Origin of the sequence: Persicirhabdus sediminis, from assembly GCF_016595495.1 — a bacterium.
Classification (GTDB): Bacteria; Verrucomicrobiota; Verrucomicrobiia; order Verrucomicrobiales; family Akkermansiaceae; genus Persicirhabdus; species Persicirhabdus sediminis.
Window position 1 is genome coordinate 58,903 of record NZ_JAENIM010000021.1, and the last position, 20,339, is coordinate 79,241.

The window sequence follows — 20,339 nt, forward strand, 5'->3', positions numbered from 1 at the left end:
TGTTTGGGTTAGGGTTTGCTTAATCTTCTTCGCTAAGCTCAATAATGCGGTAAAATCGCTGACTCACACTGCTAGGATGTGAATCCGTTTTGGGCTGACCACTATCAACCCACTCGGTTTTGTTAGCTACAGCAACAATAGGGGTAGCATTCAACCAATCTGACAAGCCAGTGCTACAATACTGCACACGATATCTACGCCCGACGATAGTAGCAAACTCTATCGCCACGCTGCCGTCGTCACCAGTCATCGATATTTCTATTGCTTCACTGAGCAGGCCAACCTGCAGAGCGGCTTCCTCATCAGACAAATAATAGAGTTCAATTCGGTAATCGGGCACGAAGGAAACATCCCTCGACGCTCTGTAATACTCGACTAACACCGTTTGGCTAGCTCCAGAAGCTATAGCACCAGCTATCTCAATAAATGGAACATTAGATTCTCCATCATGCGCAGCATAACCACTGGCATTATTCACCTGCACATCAGCTGGCAATCCGTGGATGAAGATTTTCATCGCAGCCACTTCCTTTGAGTTTTGATTCGTCACTGTCAACTCGTGAACTAACAAACCAGTTTGAATCGAGACTACCGGGTTCACAGTCAAGTTTACAGAGCCGATGCTTTCAGCACTCAAGATACTAGTTAAAAGAGATGCACTGTTGTTGCCTAACTCACTATCTAGCTCAACAGCATTAACAGAAGCGCTAGTTTCTATCACATCTGTTCCAGCTACCGCAGTCTCATCCACATCAATAGTCAATACCAAACTAGCCCGGCTCCCATTGGCTAAATGATCTATCGACCACTGCCCATTTTGATAGAAACCCACGCCATAGCTCTCCACTGCGGACAAGCTCACTCCAGCTGGCAGCGCATGACTAAGATCAACGACCAGTTGGCTAGCATCACTCGGTCCATCATTTTTCACGGTCACCACATGAACGAGCTCGTCTCCGTCAGAACCAGCAATTGCAGGGTCTAGCGACTCAGCTATAGCTACTGATAAATCCACACTTCGAACAATATCAGCAAACGCCTCAACTTCATCGTCATCTAGCAAGATAAGGTTTTCGTTAGCTGAAATTACCTCCAGCTGGATACCGACTACATCGACACCTACTTCAGCTGAACTTTGTACTGTGTAGCTGAGATCTAATGTCGCTACGGAGCTAACATCCAATGAGCCAATCGTCCATATTCCCGCGGAAATTGTACCCACATCGGCAGAAATATTACTGATAACCACTCCAGCTGGCAAAACCTCCAGCAGTTGGATTTGTACATTTGTCGCCACTGATGGACCATCGTTAGTGGCGCGCACTCGATAACTTAAATTGGCCTCACCTGATCCAGCTAACACAGAAGTCGCTGACTCTTCTATGCCTAACTGGATATCCACATTGCGTCCAATGCTAGTATTCTCTGTAGCGCTATCATTAGTATCATCTCCATCAACTTCGCTCACCGATGTAACCGCAGCTTGTAGTGAAATAGCTTCCACCGCCTGTTCTGCCGATTCCGATACCGTAAACTTGAGCTGCAGTGTGGCGGACGCCGAACTAGCTAGTGACCCAACATTCCAGCTACTCCCAACAACCGCCCCCTGACTGGCTATTTTAGCGCCAGCGTTGACCCCAACTGGCAAGCTCTCAGCCAGCGACAAAGCAATGTTAGTCGCTTCTGACGGGCCTTGATTCGTTACCGTCACGGTATAGGTCAAATTCTCGCTACCACTTCCAGCGATCACAGGATCAGCCGAATCCACGACGCTCACAAGCAGGTCAATTGATCTTTCGATATCTGTAGACTCGTTAGCACTATCATTTTGCGTATTAATTAGAGTTTCATTTGCATTAGTTACCGAGCAGCTAATACCTATAACTCCATCCCCTTCTGCGGCAGTTTCAGCTACGGTAAGAACCACAGTCAAAGTCGCACTCTCCCCCTGAGCTAGATTTCCTAACGTCCAGTTATCACCAGAAATTGACCCTACACTCGGAGTACTTGATTCAACACTAACACCAGCTGGCAAGGTGAGCAAACGATTCAGACTCACTCCTGAGGCATCAGATGGGTACTTGTTATGAACGGTTACGACATAAGTTAAATTGCCGACTCCAGATCCAGCGACCACCGAACTAACTGACTCGTCAATGCTCACCTGTAGGTCCACCTCGCGAGAGATGCTGGTAAATTCAGAAGCTTCTTCTTCTAGCAAAATATCTCGAGCTTGTATTCCAGCTGGAATCAGAGAGAGCTCATTTTCATTAACGCCTGTGACCGATGCTACTAGCCCCACGACATCTACGCCTGCAATAGCCGATGATGAGGCAGTCAAATAATAGCTCAGACTAGCGGACTCACCACTATCCAATGTACCGACCGTCCATTCTTCCTCGCTACTATCGTATGATGTTCCAGCTGAACTCAGTTCTCTATCAACGACCACGGCGCCAGATGGCAAAATAGCGGCGCTATCTATCAAAATCCCCGTAGCTTCTGAGGGGCCATTGTTGGTTACCGTAAGTTGATAATTTAAATTCTCGTCTCCAGAACCTGCTATGACGGGGTCTATGCTTTCGACTATGGCTAGATCCAAATCTACCAGACGGTTAATGCTGGTCGTTTCTGTATCACTATCATCCGAGGTATTCGCTAGATCTTCTGTCACGGAAAAGAGAACCGCTGCTGCGGTGACTTGATCATCATGAGCCGCTTGGCTAGACACATCCACGTATACTGTCAGCGTCGCGCTGGCATCCTTAGCTAGAGAATTTATGGTCCATTTGCCATTTGCGAAGCTTCCAGCTGACTCCGTGTAACTATCAACCACTGCATGTGTGGCTTCCGTCATGTTAACATCTATCACCACATTACTTGCTACCGATGGACCCTTGTTCCCCACCGTCACCTGATAGACTAAATTATCATCACCCGACCCTGCAATAACAGGATCCACATTTTCACTCACGCCTACCTCTAGGTCGACTAACTTGGTCGCACTTAAAGTAGCCTGAGCCGGTCCGCTGTTGCCTAAGTTTGAGGTCAGATCACCAGTCAGCGTGACAAACTCACCATCTACCGTCACTAACACGTCAACCTGTAGCATGCAGCTAGAACCAGCTGGAGCGCTACCGCCAGTGTAGCTCAGCACCGAGGAGCCAGCCACCGCGGTGATCGTGCCTCCTATGCAAGTTGTGCTAGCCGCAGGCACCGCTGCAATTTCTACGCCCGCAGGCAGATTCAAAGTAAAGTCTAGCGAACTAGCTGCTACTGAGCTTAATGAATTATCAATTGATAGAGTCAATGTACTATTTTGACTGACTGATACTGATGTAGGACTATAGGCCATACTGAAGCCCGGAGCTGGATTCACCCGCAGTGAATCCGAAGAAGTGCCACTATTCCCCAGGCTTGAAGTAAGGTCTCCAGAAGTATTAGAAAAAACACCAGCTACCTCAGCAACGACATCCACTGAGACGGTACCACTAGCTCCAGCGCTCACGCTTCCCCCCGTATAACTAATCGTCCCAGTGCCAGCTACGGCGTTCAACGTCCCGCCCGTCAAGGTGGTCGATGCGTTAGGAGTTGCGGCAATGACCATTCCAGCTGGCAAATTATTAGTGAAATCTAGCGCTGAAGCATCAGCCGTGCTGCCAGAGTTATCTACAGCAAAGGTCAAGGTGACGACTTCGCCGATAATCACAGGGTCAGATGAAAAACTTTGGTCAAATCCAGGCGTAGGATTGATGTGCAAATTTGCGCTAGCCGTTCCGCTATTACCTGAGCTGGATGTCAAATCACCCGTGGTATTCACAAAACTGCCCGCAGTTGAGGCAACGACATCTAGCTGGATTTGCCCACTGGCTCCAGCAGCTAGCGAGCCACCTGAGAAACTCCAATTATTGGCGCCAGCTAGCGCGGTCAAGGTGCCACCAGTTAGCGTCGTACTCGCATTCGCCGAGCTAGCTATTTGCATGCCTGCTGGCAGATAGTTGGTAATAGCAATCGACGAAGCTGCTAGTGAGCTAGCTGAATTATCCACTGTCAGGGTTAGAGTAACCGGCTGTCCAACCACATGTGGGTCAGGTGACAGAGTCATACTTACTGTTGGAGCAGGTTCAATAGACAAACTCGCTGATGTCGACTCAGCCACAGTTAGCCCATTGGCTCTCAGGTCGCTACTGATAAATGCGTAATCACCTGCTGCAACTTCACTGGGAACTACGATAGAGACATCTATCTGGCAACTTTCGCCTCCAGCTAGAGAACCTCCCGTCATGGTGATAAAGTTGGTTCCAGCTAGCACTGAGCCACTGCCACAAATGTCATTTTCAGGCAGACCAACAGCCACGGTTCCAGCAATACCAGCGCTCAGATTTTCAGAAAAGGCGATGCCATTCACTGATTGCACGGCGTCGTTGTTAGTTATGGTATAGCGAAGTGTCGCCGTGCCACCTACTACCGATGGGGCCAGAAATGATTTTTCAAAGCTAACATTTTGCACTGATAAAGTATCAGAGGCCGACGAGCCATATACAGCAAGGCCATCCAGCTCACCAGTTAGTTCACTGGTTGAACTAATGTATTCCCCAGCTGGGGCATCTACAGGAACCTGCAAATTGACACTGAAGGTAACGCTGCCGCCCGCGGCTATGGAGCCAGCAGTTAAAGTAAGCACATCAGCTCCGCTGAGTTGTGAACCATTGCCGGCAATATCATCAACAGGCAAGCCAACAGCTTCTAGGTCTGAGAGCGCAGCTCCTAGATCGTCAGTGAATGAGATATTAGTAACCGCCTCAGTTTCACTGAGGTTTATTAATGTGTACTCTAATGTCACCATTCCTCCCGCGGCTACAGGATCGTTAGTGAATGATTTGCTCAGCTGGATCCACTCGGAATTTAGTTCTAATCGACTGGCTGAACTTGGCACAATGATAGAGCTTCCATCTATAGTCGCAGTGAGGTTACTTGTTGAGCTGTTATAGCTGCCATCACTAGCGGATTGAGGAATCAAAACCTCAAGGTCAAAGCTGCAACTCGTGCCAGCGGGCACGGACCCGCCAACCACAATAATGAAGCTTGGTCCATTAACTGTCGACCCTGCGCCGCACGGTTCGGGAGGAAGAGATGTCGCCGCCAAACCGCTAATTACTGACGACAAACTATGAGTATAAACAATGTTAGTGGCGTCTTCAGTCCCTTGCGTATTGTCGATGGTATAACGTAGCGTGGCCGTTTCTCCAGGAATGAATGGTCCTCCAACAAATTCGTGGCTGAAGGTCAGCACCTCTAGCTTAAGCTCAGCGCTAGCAGCATCCGAAGTCACAGTTAGGCCAGCCACCTCTGCTGAGGGAGCCGATGTCGTTGAAGTATAGCTTCCGCCCGTAGCCGCAGCTGGAATGTTTAATTCGACAGAGAAAGTACATTCTTCACCTGGCTCAAGCGAACCTCCTGTAAAAGTTAGCGCTGTAGTTCCTGAAATCCTAGACTCATTGCCACAAATATCATCAACAGGTAGTCCACTAGCAGATAAGCCAGCTATCACTGAGTTAAGATCGTCAGTAAATGAGATCCCTGTAGCTCCACTCGGAGCATCTACATCAAGGCGCAATGTATACTGTAAGGTGACTGTCCCTCCCGGCAAAGCACTTGATAGAAACTCTTTTCTCAATGTCACTCCCGGAACAACGGTCAAACTCGTTGACGCCGCTGCCCCAGTGTAAACGTCTCCTGAGCCAGTGCCACTCACCGCTGAAGAGCTGATTTCATACGTGCCGCCTTTTACATTTTGTGGCAATTGAAAACCAAAACTAAATGTGCAAGTTTCCCCAGCTGCTAGTGAGGCTCCGCTTACAATCAAAAGGTCATGGCCACCAACTTGTGAAACATTGGAATTGGATCCAGCGCCGCAAAAGCCAGCTAAAGGAAGCGAGCTGGGAGTGACACCAGATATAAACTCAGATAGATTCAAGGAAAACGAAATATCAGTCAGGGCAGCACCTCCATTAGGGTTTGTTAGCGAACATTCTAATGTCGTGCTCCCGCCAGATTCAATAGGGTCAGTAAGAAAATTAATTGATAGAATAGGAGCCCACTGCACAAATAGAGTATCGCTAGCTGCATTGCCAGCTACGCTATCCGAGCTAACAAGACTACTTGTACTGGCATAACTACCAGCCGTAGCCTCAGCAGGAACCAGCAAAGTAACAACAAAAGTCTCTGAAGCGCCAGGAGCTAGGCTGCCAGAACTCAGAGTGATTAGATCGCTCCCACTCAGCTGAGATCCATCACCACAAACACCCGTAACAGGAAGACCAGTAGCTACCAAGCCTGTGAGCACCGCATCTAGGTCATCCGTAAAGGTGATATTATCAACTGTCTCCGAGCGGCTATAGTTAGTGATTGTGTATTCCAGCTCAACAGTGCTTCCTGGAACTACTGGATCGTTAAGAAACTTCTTTTCGATCAGAAGATCTACTGGCTGTGTCAGTATAGAAGTCGTAGCATAGGAAGCCGCTGACTGAATAAAAGCATCACAAAATAGATCATTTACGCCACGACCGTCAGCTACGATATCTATACTAAGGGTCAGCGTCTCTCCCGGTAGAAGTGCATTAATAATAGTATTTCCATTATGGCTATAACCATTAAAACTAAAGTCTATATGGTCTCCCCCAGCTTCAGCAGTAATAGCAGGTGTTTGTATGAACTGCTCATAAAGGGGATTCGATGCAGTACCAGCAGGAAAGTCATGCTCAATATTCGTAGGCTCAGCGACAACGAAACCAGCTGGCAGCTGTGTACTAAATGACAGGTTACTAATATCCCCCCCTCCAACAGGGTTACTAACCACATATTGAAGCGTCGTCCGCCCCCCTTTGAACACCGAGTCTGGCGAAAAAGCCATGCTGATGAGCGCTCGATTGACATCAACAACAAGATCATCTGTAGCGGTTCCTGAGTTACCAGCTGATGAAGTTAGATCGCCAGATGTGATCGTATGAGTCCCTACCACCGAGCTAGTGACAAACACAGTCACATCAGCGGAGGAACTTGCGCCCATTCTTCCTCCCGTCACACTGATGGTATTTCCACCGCTAGCAGCTACTACGATGGCATCCGCTAAAGTCGTGCTCGCTACTGCTGGGCTGGCAATGCTAACATCAGCAGGCAGATTAATGGAGAAAGCGACATCAGTAACTGGAGTCCCATTCGTATTGTCAATGGTGTAGACTAACTTTGTTGCCCCTCCTGGACCAATCGTATTTGGCTGTAGAATTAAGCTAGGACTAACATCCGCCTGAACAGCTAATCCTAGCAGGCAGAATATCCATAAGCTTATCAGAGTGGTCAGCCAGCGAGACTGTGACAAGTGGCTAGAAACGGGACGGTTTTTCATCAGGTATAGGGATAGGTTGAAACGTGAAAAAAAGAGCCTCAGCAAGGTCATCGACCTCGACATAAAACATCCAGCCTCGGCAGCTCGCTGGACATGATTTCTCAACCTCAGATGAGAAAAGATAAGAGACGCAGGGAGCCATGGCTCCCTGCAGTTGAATCAAAATAAATTAGCGACGACGGCGTATGGCCAAACCAAAACCCCCAAGCGCTACTAGCACTGCAGCTGATGGTTCAGGTACAGGAGTCACGTCGGTACCAGCTACTCCAGAGAAAGCACCTGAGGAGTCAGAAACTATAGTATTTTCCACAATTGTAGTAGCTTGATTCGGTAGGGCCGTATTGAATGTAAATGAACCTGATCCAGTAAAAATGTATTCATCGCCTTCTGAAAATACCAAATCATCATCAAATGTAATAGTTAGTGTTTGAGTTCCTGGAGCAGACGTTCCAAACCCAATAGGCGCTGAACTATTATTATTTTGATACACCACCCCTTCAGTCACATTTGTTAGGGAATAACTCCCCGTGAAACTAATATCATTAGTAGTAATCAATACACCCGGGCTAAAAGCCCCTGTAAAACTTAGTACTGCAGAACCACTAAACGAGCCGTCTGTTGTACTCCCTAGATCAGAACTGAAATCAAAGTTCACGGTATCGCCATCCCCCGCGTCTTCTAGGTTAATAATCATAGCCGCTTGTGAGGCCGAAGCCACCGCGAGCATGCTTATCGCTGTTAATAATGTTTTTTTCATATTTTTCGTTATTGTTCTTTTTGAGGGGTTTGTTGGATGTTCATTAGTTTTGAGCCAGCTGGGATCTGGTACTCAGAGCTTGTTCCATCAGGCCAGGTGACCTGCAGCAGGCCTCTTTCATGTCCACCCATGCCAAAGTGCAATGCCTTTGGGTGAGCTGATAGATAACCAGTGGTCGAGTGAACTTCTCGCCACACTTGGCTGCCGTCGGAAAATTTCATGATGGCAGTCGCGCCAATAGCATCACCACCATGGCGGTCGACTAACTTGATAGATGCCGAGCTACCTAACTTCGCGCCCATATCATTGCGCCACAGGCTTACCTCACCGTGATACGGATTCACCGCCACATCGAGGTCGCCATCACCATCGTAATCAAAATAAACCGCAGAGCGTGAATTCCCAATAATGCCGAGGCCGCTAGCGTCGGTACCTTGTTGTAGACGCCCGCCATCATTCACAAAAAAGACATTCTGTTCGCTGCGTCCATGGGCAAAAGTGACTTCTTTTTTTTCCCCTCTAAGAGGCTCGGCGTAGAAAGGATTCTCTTCGGCGTAGATGTTAAAATCATTCATGCCATTGAGCACGTAGAGGTCATCGTCGCCGTCATGATCAAAATCAAAAAAATCAGCATCCCAAGACCAGCCAGTTGAAGCATATCCACGATCTACCAGCAGGCTGTTTGTTAGCTTTGGCAGGCCCGCTCCAGCTGAGCGGGTTGAGAGAAATAAATCATTGGCCTCAACCACACGCATGTTGGCTAACTTTTCTGGGTTAAAAGATGCCGTCGTGCCCTCGTTAGGCAAAACGTACTTCTGGTCCTTATTCATCGTTACGATGTTGGAGATGTAGAAATCTGGCAGTTCATCAGCATTCAAATCCGCAATACCTATGCCCATCGTATAGGAGGCTTTTCCCGTTCCCAACTGTTCGGTCACGTCCACAAAGCCAAGGTGTCTGCCGTCTTTGATTCCCAAGTTGCGATAATATACGTTAGAGCCAAAATCATTCCCCGAGATCAAATCCTGCCAGCCATCGCCATCGATATCCGAATGGCCAACCGCCTGCGTCCAGCCACAATCGCCAACTCCAACAGACTGGGTAACATTCTCGAACTGGAATCCACCAAGATTGCGGAATAGCTGGTTTTCTCCACCATTGCGATTATGCCTAGCTAGGGTTGGTAAATCACCTGATAGATAGTTTCCAAAATAGCCAATGTAGATATCTAGCAAGCCATCTTTATCATAGTCCAGCACCGTGCAAGGCCCAGCTACTTGTCCTTCTCCGCCAAGCTGAGCCAGCTGGCTTAAATCCTCAAACTTCCCGCTACCATCATTACGATAGATTCGGTGTGAATCATTAACATAGGAAATAAACAAATCTTGATCCCCGTCATTATCAAAATCAACAAAGATTGGCTGGCGAACTTCACCATAAGTTCCATCCTCACGTTTCCAGTCTATGCCAGCTTGCTGCGTTACCTCTTTGAATGTTCCGTCTTGCAGGTTTTGATAGAGTTTATTGCCAGCTCCGCTAAGAACCAAAAGGTCAGGCCAGCCATCACCATCGACATCCTCAGCGGCAATGCCACTACCACCAAAGGCTGGTGGAATGGTGATTTCCCCAACGCCATTCCCCTTGTTGATATAGCTGCGCAGCTGGCGGGATAGCCAATCCGATGAACGATGCTGCATCGCTATGCCCACTAGATCAGTAACTTCTTTAAAATAGACACCCTCACTAGCAGGCTTCGCCTTCGCCCCCTGACTTGAATGTAATGTCAGCTCTGGTCTCTCAGCTGGAGAGCCCATCATTGCATGCTCCTGAATCAAAGATTGCAGATATTGCAGAGCCTCACCTAATCTATCAGAGGATAAATACTCATCTCCAGCTTGTTTGCTTTTTTCACCTGCCTGACGCCATAACAAAACACCAAATTGAGCTACCCCCTCAGCGAGCAGCTCGGCTGCAAATGGGCTAACATCCAGCAGGATCTGTTTTTCATAATCACTGAGAACATATTTCAGATAAAGCCAATGCAGGCCACTATCACGAAATGCATCCATGTCATAAGCCTCTATTTCGATGCTCTTATCAGCTAACTTGGGAAAGAAACTAACATCTTCAAATTCATTCACCTCAAAAGGAGTGAAGCTCTGCAACGCGCGATGCATGCTAGACTCACTTATCAATTCCTCACCATCACGTTCCGCTAGCTGCTGAGCCAGCAAATAAAGATCGCCAGCAAACTGCACCATTGCCTGAGTATAATATGACCTCAACTGCTTTGCTTCAGCGCTGTCGCTAGGCCAACGGGCCTTGGCAAAATACACCTGCAGGTTTCTCACAAACAGCTGATTATTAACAGCGTTGTAAGCCTGGTAGCTGGCTAACTTTTGCGCAATCACCTGCGGCAAAATATGTTCACCGCCTTGAGACAGCTCCTTCTCAGCTTGGTCTTCAGGTGTAGCAACTAAACCTAACTCCAACCAAGCCTCTCTGAGTATCTGTTCTGAGATCTCATTGCTATTTCGCTCTCTGGCTAACTGGTCAGCCTTCTGTAGAGCAGCTAGAGAATAATCATCCACGACTGACTTCAACCCCGCTACCATTGGCTCACTCAGATGAGTTAATTTCTCACCACCAAATAACAACTGCTCTTGTTTAACTGCTAGAATAGCTCGCAGTGAATAGGCAATACTGCTATACTGACGACGATCTCGCCCACTCAGCTCAATTCTCTCACCATCAGCTAATTCAATCACACATGATCCTTCAAGCGATGGCTGGATCCTTGGCAATGCCCTCTTAGAGATCGCTTCTTCTATCAGTGAGTCCTCTGGATTCGAAGCATGAATAGATTGCCAGATACTTTTCGCTAGGGACTTCAGCAATTCGTTGTTAGCGAAGCGAGCATGGCAACTCAACGGTGTGCCAAACATGAAGTCCTGTAAACGACTCGCCGTAGCATAACATTTGGGATCGCTTTTCGCTTCCAAAGTCTGAATCTGCGACACGACTGAGTGCGCAGAATCAGCTGAGTCCTGAGCCAGTAATACTGACGAAGGAATCAGTAACAGCGCCCCGCCAATTATTGACGGGACACTACTCTGTAGTTTGACTTTCAATGATTAGTTAGCCTTGAGGGCTTCCACTTCTTTCATCAATGCTTGCAGTTGAGCTTCCATTCTGTCGCTCTTCTCTTTCAAAGCATCAATTTCAGCATCCTTTTCTTCAACTGTCTGATTAAGACCTTGAATCGCTGCTAGAGCGACGCCAGCCATATCACGGCTGCTAATTCTCGTATCAGAGTCACCCAAATCAAACTGGGCTTTAAAGCCCTGCGCCATAGGACCAATGTGACGCGCTTGACTACGGTCGTTCTTATAAGTCCACTCTGACACTGGCAGTTTAAGCACCTTTTCAAGTACTTCTTGCTGGTCCAGCTTCACAAAGTTAGTTTTTTGAGTCTCATCAGAAAGCTCAGTCAGAGCCTGACAGGTAATATTTCCTGTAAAAGTTGAACCACTGTACTGCCCAAAGCTGAGCCTATCTCCGAGCAAAGCAGAAGAAATTGTTAGTGAGCCATCCGACTTTGACGTTAGACTCCATGTCTCAGCTGATGACTTCGCCGAGATCACAGCATTCTGACCAGCGCCAACAACCTCAGCAAGCACTGTAGCACTTCCAGTTCCTGAGTTAACTGCCGAAATTGTTGCTGTTCCATTGGATGAGTTTTCAGCTTTCACTGAAGCGCCGTTGGCATCTGTACTTTCAGCTAAAATACTTGCCACAGCGTTAGTTCTCCTAACATGAAGCGCTGCTTGCGGGGAGCTTGTACCCATACCTACATCGCCATCACCATGGATATCTATAGAGCTTTCTGGAGCACCAGGCCTAATTCGGAATGATAACTTTGATCCGTTAGTTACATCACGGATGAAAAAGTTAGCTTCATTGCCGGCCATGTCCCATGTCTGCGAAGCAAAACCACTTGTACCATTCTGTTCTAACCGCAATGTTGGGGTATTACCTGTGGCTGTATGCAGATCGACAATTGGTGTTGATGTTCCAAATCCTACATTGCCTCCTGACTTAACATAAAGAGCGTTATTGCCAGCTCCTTGAGCTACGTAAAATGGTTTGGTGCCCGCATCTGAATCTTCGAAAGCCAAATAGTTGGCTCCACCGTTAGAACTATCATTCGCTACAATTCTCCAATCAGCCGAAGGAAAACTCGCAGAGGTACTGGTATCTTGAAAATGAATACGTAAATTGTTCTCCTTTAGTCGAATGGTATCAAAACCGAAACTTTCACCATTCACCGAATCAAAGCCTGCAGCTAAACTTCCTTGTATAATCGTATCATCAACATGGATGACATCGCGAGGCAGCATGCCGGAATCGTTATCAAAGCTACCTGTGTGAGCTATAGGAAAGGAAACTGCTCCTCCAACTACTTTGAATGAGCCTGAGTAGTTAGCTGACGATCCGCTGTTAGCCTCACCAGCTCCACGCGACAACTGCTCGCCGGTATACACCACCAATGACCATGTATAATCGCCATCAGGCAGCACCTGATCTGATTGAGCGAGTACTTCAAGATTAATGGACTGGCCAGTTGTATAGGTATTCACCAATGGGAAAATGGCTTCACCATCAACTGTGAGCGTTGCGCTCGACCATGTTTCATCAGTTGTCCAGCTAAGTAACTCACCATCATTGATGGTAGATACCGTGGTTTCAGCGCACACGTTCCCAAAGCTCAGCAAAGCCACGGAACTAGCGCAAATCATCGATTTGCTAAATTTTTTCATGATGTAGGGATATGTTCTTAGGGGAAGAGACTACCCAGTGATGAGTTAAACACTCGATTTAGTAAAGTGTTTTTCTATCTTCTAAAAAAAATCATCCCACAAAAACCTATCAGAAAAACACCCCCATTCCCCATTTCATAATCACTCAGGGCTTAAACACATTTTCAGCTAGGAATCAAAAAACATGACACACCCCCTAACTAACGATGATTAAACAAATTAAATCACTAGATGTGGCTCCAGATTGACAGCAAACAACTATCTATCGACCACTATGACCAACAACTAGTCATAGCGAAGCAACAAAAAAGCCCAGCTGGAATCCAGCTAGGCCTTTGACGAAAATGGTTAATTGATAGAATTAGTTTAGATCAATCCTACAGCTTTGCGCACGCGCTGGAGCACCACAGCGGCTTCCGCTCTCGCTTTCTCAGCGCCCTCAGCCAGCACACGATCAACATAGCTAGGGTCGGCGATAAGCTCGTCACGTTTCTCACGCATAGGAGCGAAGAACTCCCAATATGCCTCCCACAGGCGCCCTTTGAGATCGCCGTAACCGAAACCACCAGCGAGGAAATCAGCTTTCATTTGCTCAACGTCAGCCTCACTAGCAAATAACTTGTAGAGATCGATGATGATAGATCCTTCAATTGGCTTTGGCTCTTCCACTGGAGTTGAGTCAGTCTTGATGCCCATGATGAGTTTACGCATCTTTTTCTTTGGCCCAAAGATTGGCAGTGTATTGCCATAGCTCTTGGACATTTTCTGGCCATCGAGCCCTGGGACAACCGCCGTATTTTCACGGATCTGCGACTCAGGCATAACCAACAGATCTTTTCCAAACTTGTCGTTAATCTTGCCAGCTAGATCGCGAGTCACCTCAACGTGCTGCTTTTGATCTTTACCTACAGGAACAACGTTAGAGTCATAAAGAAGGATGTCTGCAGCCATCAATACTGGATAAGCAAACAAACCGTGGTTAGGTGAAAACCCTTTCGCGATTTTATCTTTATAAGAATGGCAGCGCTCTAGCAGTCCCATTGGGCAGACGGTGGATAAAATCCACGCCAACTCGTTAACCTCTGGCACATCGCTCTGACGGAAAAATGTAGCCTTCGCTGGATCGAGCCCGCAAGCAAGGAAATCAACTGCCATCTCTCGCACATTTTCACGCAGCTCGTCAGCGTTTTCCGAGGTATTCATGGCATGGTAGTTAGCGATGAAATAAAAGGCATCGCCCTCATCTTGCAATTTCACAGCTGGCTGCATGGCACCAAAATAATTACCCACATGTAATTTACCGCTTGGCTGAAGTCCGGTCAGAATTCTCATGGCTGGATGATGCGAATCTCCAGCTACTTGTCAAGGGTGCGCATGCCCATATGCACGCTAGAATTTGCAGCCACCACGCATTTCTCACCATCACCGTAATCTTTAGTCCAGATGGGGAAAATTTAGCCCAACAAACTAAATCGAACAAGCCACCCGCTCACCACAAGCGACGAGAGCGCCATAACCCTTGATTTCCAAGCAACAACAAACAATCCCAGTTCCTCCCTAGCAGATGAATTTCACCAGTTACTCAGCAGAGATTTTTTACTCTTCACCTCAGCTGGTGATCGTGCCACATTGCGCGCGTTAATCACCTACTCCATCCCTTGAACAAAGAGCACATTTTCACTTTCCTTAAAGGTTTCGCCATGGGCGCAGCCAATGTCATCCCAGGCGTATCAGGTGGCACTATCGCCTTCATCACTGGCATTTACGAGCGGCTCATCAATGCCCTAAAATCCATGGGGCCAACTGCCATCAAACTGCTATTCAAACGCGACATCAAAGCTTTTGCCGCTCATATAGACCTCTATTTCCTCATCTCCTTAGGTCTTGGCGTGATCTGTTCCGTATTCACTCTAGCAAAGGTTCTCAAAGTAGCTAACACCAGCCATCCAGTTTGGGTTTCTGCCTTCTTCTTTGGCCTCATCCTTGCATCCATTTTCTCCGTCGGACGTATGGTGAAAAATTGGGCCCCCAGACAAGTTCTCGCCTTAGTCATTGGTCTCAGTCTAGCAGTCACCTTGGTTTTAGTCGACCAAGCCCAACAGAACCGCGACCCGATGTATCTAGCTATTTGTGGCATCGCAGCGATGTGCTCAATGATCATTCCCGGCATCTCTGGTTCATTCATCCTCCTTCTCATGGGTAACTACGAGCTCATCATGTTAGAAAGCGTCAACATGCTTCGCCTCGGTGAATTTGGAGTCGCTCTACCTATTCTCATTCCCGTAGGCATCGGCGCAGTAGCTGGCCTAATCGCTCTATCACATATCCTCAGCTGGTTATTTAAAACTTACCACGATACCGCTGTCGCGCTGATTACAGGCTTTGTGGCTGGCTCTCTCGCCATCATCTGGCCGTGGAAGGAAGCTGGCAAAATTGAGCGATTTAACGGCAAAGAGAAGATTGTTAGCTGGAAGCACACACTACCAGACTTTTCTACTTCACACGACCTCATAGCAGCTGCTATTGTCATTGCTGGCATCGCCCTCATTGTTGTAACCGAGTACCTAGCAGCGAAGGGTAACAAGACCACAAACTAAGATATCTGGTTGCATCAAAGCAACAACAGACTAACAATAATCCCCAATGCAAACAAAGATCTCACTATCAAGCTTCATTATAACCTGCCTGATTTTGGTCGTCTCAGTCACCGTGGTCTGGTTTACCACGGGTGGGCACAAAGCTCATGATGTTTGGTTAGAACAAGTTCGCAATAGCAGCCCAGAAGCAATTCCAGCTCAACGGCCCGCCCCAGATCCGAACCAACTGGAGCCAGCGCAGATCAATGTTGAAGAGCGCCTTGGCGTGCTATTTCGCCAGTACCCGTCACTTACTACCCCGCCAGCTAACGATGCAAGCCGCCACTATCAAGTCTTAGCTGCGTGGTTTGACATCAATGATCGCCCTGCGCTTTCCAGCCAGTTTGCGCAAATGGAGCTCATGCTCGGTGACGACAGCAGATGGGATGCTAACGCCGCTCAGGCATTTCTTGCCGAACACCAACTTCTCAGCGTCAAAGTTCGCCAGCTAGGCCCGTTGCTAGATTTGCCCAAATCACTAACGGCTGATGACTACGCTAGCGGCAATACTAGCCGGTATCAAGATCAGCTGAATACCGCTAAAAGCTATATCATTTTCTGCAGGCTACATTTTGCTCTGCATGCCAAACTTGGCCAATTGGAAGAAGCGGCTGCATTCTACCAACTCGTTCATGAAGCTCGCAAAGTAGCCAAAGTAGGCATCGAAGGATCGTCCATTGGCGTCGCCATTTCAAATAAGCTCGATAGCCTAACTCAACAAGTCGCCCCCGAGCAGCCAAGCATCCTCACTATCCGTGAACGCTTCCCATTCCAGCTGCCCAGTTACAGCGAAATTCTCAGATACGAATTCCGTATCAACATGGAAACATTGTACTCATGGGCGCAGACCACACCAGATGGACGCCTCGTCATCAACAGCCCTGAGTTTCCCCGCGAGATCACGGTGATAGAGATTGAGTCGGCTTTCACGACGGCCTACACCTACTACGTTAGAGAGCTTGCTGAATACGAAGAAATCCACGGCTATTCTCCGGACTTCCTCACACTGGCCAAGATTCAGAACAACTTTCAGGCACCTCTATCATCTCTTCAGCAAGAAATCATCGATCGTCATTTTACCACTTTTGCTGGGCACGCAACCGGGCTCAACCGAGCGAAGTTAGTCCACTACATGCTCAATGCAGCTTTGGATATTGCCACTGCTGAAAATGCTGGACGCAAGTACACTGAGCCGCTGCCGATTAACTTTCAAACTCGCGAGCGCGTCAGCTGGAACGGCGACAGTAACTCGCTGCAGACCAAGCTTGGCATGGAAGAAATCTCCATCGAGATTCCTTCCCGCAACAAGTAATGGTAAAAACTAACGCTGAACTACAGCTTGGTCGCCTTCCGTACCGTAGCGGTCTACACCAACGATAGCTATCAGCTCAGGGCTACCTTTAATCGTCAGCTTGTTAGTTCCAGCTGGAACGACTTTGATAGCAACCCACTTGCCATTATAGCGAGCTTGCACACCATATTTGGCTGCGCCTTTGACCGATCTCCAGCTCAGGCTAACATTACCTCCAGATCCTTTCGCACTAATACTTGGCGCATCTACCTTTTTCTTACTCAGCCACGGCATTGGCGGTACCAGCGCTGGCGTAGTGTACATGTTTTTACTCAACTGGCTGGAAATTCCACCACGGTTCTCCATCAATGCTTTCACGCTCCAGTGGATATGCCCAACATAATTTCTACCAATACTGCGTGAGTAGGAAACTTGATTCACAATCTCTGACGCCGGACGGCCAGGATCGGCGGTGCTATTAATCCTAGATGTCGCTATCCCAGGCCACACCGGGCGTTTTCCTTGTTTGCGCCACCAATCTAGCAATAATGTATAACTTTGCTTCTTCGGCTGGATGCGCCAATACAACTGAGGTGCTAGATAATCGCACCACGAGCTGGCTAACCATTTTCTTGAGTCAGCAGATAGATGTTCGTGAGCATCGATACCAGCTTCGATACCAGCTGGCACACCAGGCTTCCAGATGCCAAACGGGCTAATTCCCACGCGCACCCATGGTTTGATCCCCTTGACGGTACGGTACATATCTTTGACGTAGTTATCGACGTATCCACGACGCTTTGCCGGACTCAGTCCATCAGGAAATGGACGTGTCACTTGTCCATTTTTCACATCTGGATAGGGGTAAAAATAATCATCAATATGCACACCATCGATATCGTAACGACGCACCACATCCGCAATCACATCTAACGCACGTTTCCGCACCGCTGATTTAGACGGATCTAACCACACATATTGTTTGTACCTTTTTGTCAGGCTTGGTGATGTTTTGGTAATGTGATTGCTAGATGCTCTATGGCTGACGTTGCACAGAGCGCGGAACGGATTGAACCACGCATGAACTTCAATACCGCGGGCGTGCGCCTGTTGGATGGCATACGCTAAAGGGTCATAACCTGGGTCTTTACCCATCGTTCCCGTTAGCCACTGACTCCATGGTTCAAGCCTAGATCTATAAAGCGCATCGGCATTGGGGCGGACTTGCAGGATGATGGCATTCATTTTCATCGCCGCCATTTTATCTAGAATGCGGCGCATTTCAGCCTGCTGAGCAGACGCGCTCAAACCGGCTTTGCTAGGCCAATCGATATTATGTACCGTAGCTACCCAAGCTGCGCGAAACTCTTTCGGCATCAGCGGGGCCTTTTCCCGAGAAGGTTTATAAGTCTGGCCGATGGCAGATGTCATCAGCGCCAATATGAGGATGAAAATTCTAGGAGTCATAATCTATGTATGGGTAGATAGTAGCTAGCGGAATTCAGCGCGCAGCGGTCTAGCAAAGGTATAAACCACATCCCACGGCTTGGCTAGTAGCTAGCTAGAAAAATGCTCATTTTCACAAATTCCCCATCATGCGCTTAACCAAGCGATAGCCCTCCACATCGGGAGCCTGTGAGATAGCTGTAAAGTACTCGTTGATGCGATGGTAGCCACGTTTGCATAAATAATCACAGGTCTGCTCGAGTTGTTTACCATCGACCTGTGGGTCATTTGATAGAATTAGAGCGTGAGTACGCATGCAAGCACAGCTCATAGCGAACAGCTCGGTGGCAATGTCCACTAGTCTTCCTAGCCTCAGCTGATCACGCTCTAACTTCGGCCCTTTAATCACCATGGAATGAAATAGCGCCCTAGCGAGACGACGGCTCAAGTGGTTGATCTTTTTCAAATGTCCAGCTAGCAAGGCTGACATCGATTCGGGCACATCCGCACCACGAGGCAACCATCTAGCGGGATACCACTGGGCATAATGCAATCCAGCTTTCGCTGCCGCCGAAAGTCTATCAGCGATGCCCAAGCGCGTATCAATCGCCTTGGCGCCGCGACGCAAATGAGGGTCTAACGCCTCACGGGCGATGAACAATTTCATAATCTCACTAGATCCCTCAAAGATAGTATTGATGCGACAATCGCGGAACATGCGCTCGATGGGATCTGCCGATTCACCACGAGCACGCAACGAATCCGCTGTTTCATAACCTCGTCCACCACGGATCTGCATCGCCATGTCAATATCACTCCACGCCGCTTCCGTGCCCCACAGTTTGGCCATCGCCGCCTCAATGCGGATGTCCGCTTTTTTATTCTCATCCACTAGGGAAGAAACATAATAGACCATAGACTCAGTAGCTAACAAATCAGCTGAAATATCAGCCAGCTTGCTAGCAATCGCAGCATGCCGGCCAATTTGCTGTCCCCACTGGACGCGCTCATGACTCCAGCGCAGGGTAATTTCCTGAGCTCTACGCATCAGGCCTATACAGGCGGCTGGCAATGTTAGTCTCCCCGTGTTCAGGGTGGTCAGCGCCACTTTTAACCCCTTGCCTACTTTATAAACCACATCATCCAACGGCACTTTGACATCGTGAAACCTAACTACCCCATTATACAAAGCTTTGAGCCCCATGAAATGGCAGCGAGTCACGATTTCGACTCCGTCAGCTTCGACATCTACTAGAAATGCCGTCGTTGCATGAGGTTTCGCCTCTGAAGGCGTCTTTGCCATGACGATGATGTATCGAGATTTCAGTAGATTGGTGCACCAGACTTTTTCGCCGTTGAGAAGGAAATGGGATCCATCCTCGCTCAGTTCGGCTGTAGTTAGCATACCAGCTGGATCTGAGCCTACGCCACTTTCGGTGAGGGCAAATGCCGACACCCCTCCAGCTGCGCAGTGCGGCAGGTATTTTTCTTTTTGCGCCTCCGTGCCAAAAACTAACAACGGCTGAGGAACACCAATAGACTGGTGAGCGGAAAGCAATGCAGCTAGGTTTCCGCAATGGCTGCCAAGCAGCATGGCTGTTCTAGAGTAGTTGGTTTGCGACAATCCCAGCCCGCCATATTTTTGCGGAATTTTGATACCAAAACATCCCATCTCAGCTAGCTGAGCAAATACCTCATCGGGGATTTCCCCTTCTCTATCAATCGCGTCAGGATCGACTTCGTCATTAAGGTAACATTCTAATCGGCCAATAAAATCATTGCCCAGCTCGGCATCATCATGACTCTGAACACAATGAGCTAACATCGGTGAAAATTTGGGAACACCCATAAACAAGCTAGCGGCAAAACCACTGACAGCTCGTGTATCACGGCTATCTTCAGCCATTTCTAACGCCGCGCGCTGGCCTTCATTCATCGTTGAGGTATCGATGATGCCATGTTCTTGTTGTTCATTTTGCTTCAT

At 48.1% G+C, this 20,339-nt stretch carries 9 protein-coding genes; 2 read left to right on the forward strand and 7 right to left on the reverse strand.

Annotation, left to right across the window (positions count from 1 at the left end):
• Window positions 1-19: 19 nt before the first annotated feature.
• The 5 genes from JIN82_RS03895 to trpS all read right to left on the reverse strand — a co-directional run bounded on the left by JIN82_RS03895 (window position 20) and on the right by trpS (window position 14,314).
• Window positions 20-7,405, reverse strand: coding sequence for a DUF7933 domain-containing protein (locus JIN82_RS03895; protein WP_200310333.1), 7,386 nt, complete (start codon window positions 7,403-7,405; stop codon window positions 20-22).
• A gap of 169 nt (window positions 7,406-7,574) precedes the next feature.
• Window positions 7,575-8,162, reverse strand: coding sequence for a PEP-CTERM sorting domain-containing protein (locus tag JIN82_RS03900; RefSeq protein ID WP_200310334.1), 588 nt, complete (start codon window positions 8,160-8,162; stop codon window positions 7,575-7,577).
• Window positions 8,163-8,170: 8 nt separating this feature from the next.
• Window positions 8,171-11,182, reverse strand: a complete 3,012-nt coding sequence (locus JIN82_RS17550; RefSeq protein ID WP_200310335.1) for a CRTAC1 family protein — start codon at window positions 11,180-11,182, stop codon at window positions 8,171-8,173.
• Window positions 11,183-11,296: 114 nt separating this feature from the next.
• Window positions 11,297-12,919: a tail fiber domain-containing protein gene (locus tag JIN82_RS17555; protein ID WP_325099466.1), complete on the reverse strand. Its 1,623-nt coding sequence runs from the start codon at window positions 12,917-12,919 to the stop codon at window positions 11,297-11,299.
• Between the two features lie 429 nt (window positions 12,920-13,348).
• Window positions 13,349-14,314, reverse strand: a complete 966-nt coding sequence (trpS, locus tag JIN82_RS03915; protein WP_200310337.1) for a tryptophan--tRNA ligase — start codon at window positions 14,312-14,314, stop codon at window positions 13,349-13,351.
• Window positions 14,315-14,640: 326 nt separating this feature from the next.
• Between trpS and JIN82_RS03920 the strand changes: the two genes are divergently transcribed.
• Both JIN82_RS03920 and JIN82_RS03925 read left to right on the forward strand, forming a co-directional pair.
• Window positions 14,641-15,579 carry a DUF368 domain-containing protein gene (locus JIN82_RS03920; protein WP_234041758.1) on the forward strand — a complete coding sequence of 313 codons (939 nt, stop codon included), beginning with the start codon at window positions 14,641-14,643 and terminating at the stop codon, window positions 15,577-15,579.
• A gap of 46 nt (window positions 15,580-15,625) precedes the next feature.
• On the forward strand, window positions 15,626-16,930 hold the full coding sequence (locus tag JIN82_RS03925) for a hypothetical protein (RefSeq protein WP_200310338.1): 1,305 nt from the start codon (window positions 15,626-15,628) through the stop codon (window positions 16,928-16,930).
• A gap of 9 nt (window positions 16,931-16,939) precedes the next feature.
• Here the strand turns inward: JIN82_RS03925 and JIN82_RS03930 are convergent, their stop codons facing one another.
• Together JIN82_RS03930 and JIN82_RS03935 are read right to left on the reverse strand one after the other, a co-directional pair.
• Window positions 16,940-18,376 (reverse strand): glycoside hydrolase family 10-like protein, encoded by a 1,437-nt coding sequence (locus tag JIN82_RS03930; protein WP_200310339.1) that lies wholly within the window; start codon window positions 18,374-18,376, stop codon window positions 16,940-16,942.
• A gap of 112 nt (window positions 18,377-18,488) precedes the next feature.
• A complete protein-coding gene (locus tag JIN82_RS03935; protein ID WP_200310340.1) occupies window positions 18,489-20,339 on the reverse strand; it encodes an acyl-CoA dehydrogenase family protein in 1,851 nt (616 codons plus the stop codon).

What these genes read in the sequence shown, in the direction of transcription:
- JIN82_RS03895 (WP_200310333.1), bottom strand. Translation starts at nt 7,405, where the DNA reads ATGAAAAACCGTCCCGTTTCTAGCCACTTGTCACAGTCTCGCTGGCTG.
- JIN82_RS03900 (WP_200310334.1), bottom strand. Translation starts at nt 8,162, where the DNA reads ATGAAAAAAACATTATTAACAGCGATAAGCATGCTCGCGGTGGCTTCG.
- trpS (WP_200310337.1), bottom strand. Translation starts at nt 14,314, where the DNA reads ATGAGAATTCTGACCGGACTTCAGCCAAGCGGTAAATTACATGTGGGT.
- JIN82_RS03925 (WP_200310338.1), top strand. Translation starts at nt 15,626, where the DNA reads ATGCAAACAAAGATCTCACTATCAAGCTTCATTATAACCTGCCTGATT.
- JIN82_RS03930 (WP_200310339.1), bottom strand. Translation starts at nt 18,376, where the DNA reads ATGACTCCTAGAATTTTCATCCTCATATTGGCGCTGATGACATCTGCC.
- JIN82_RS03935 (WP_200310340.1), bottom strand. Translation starts at nt 20,339, where the DNA reads ATGAAGCAAAATGAACAACAAGAACATGGCATCATCGATACCTCAACG.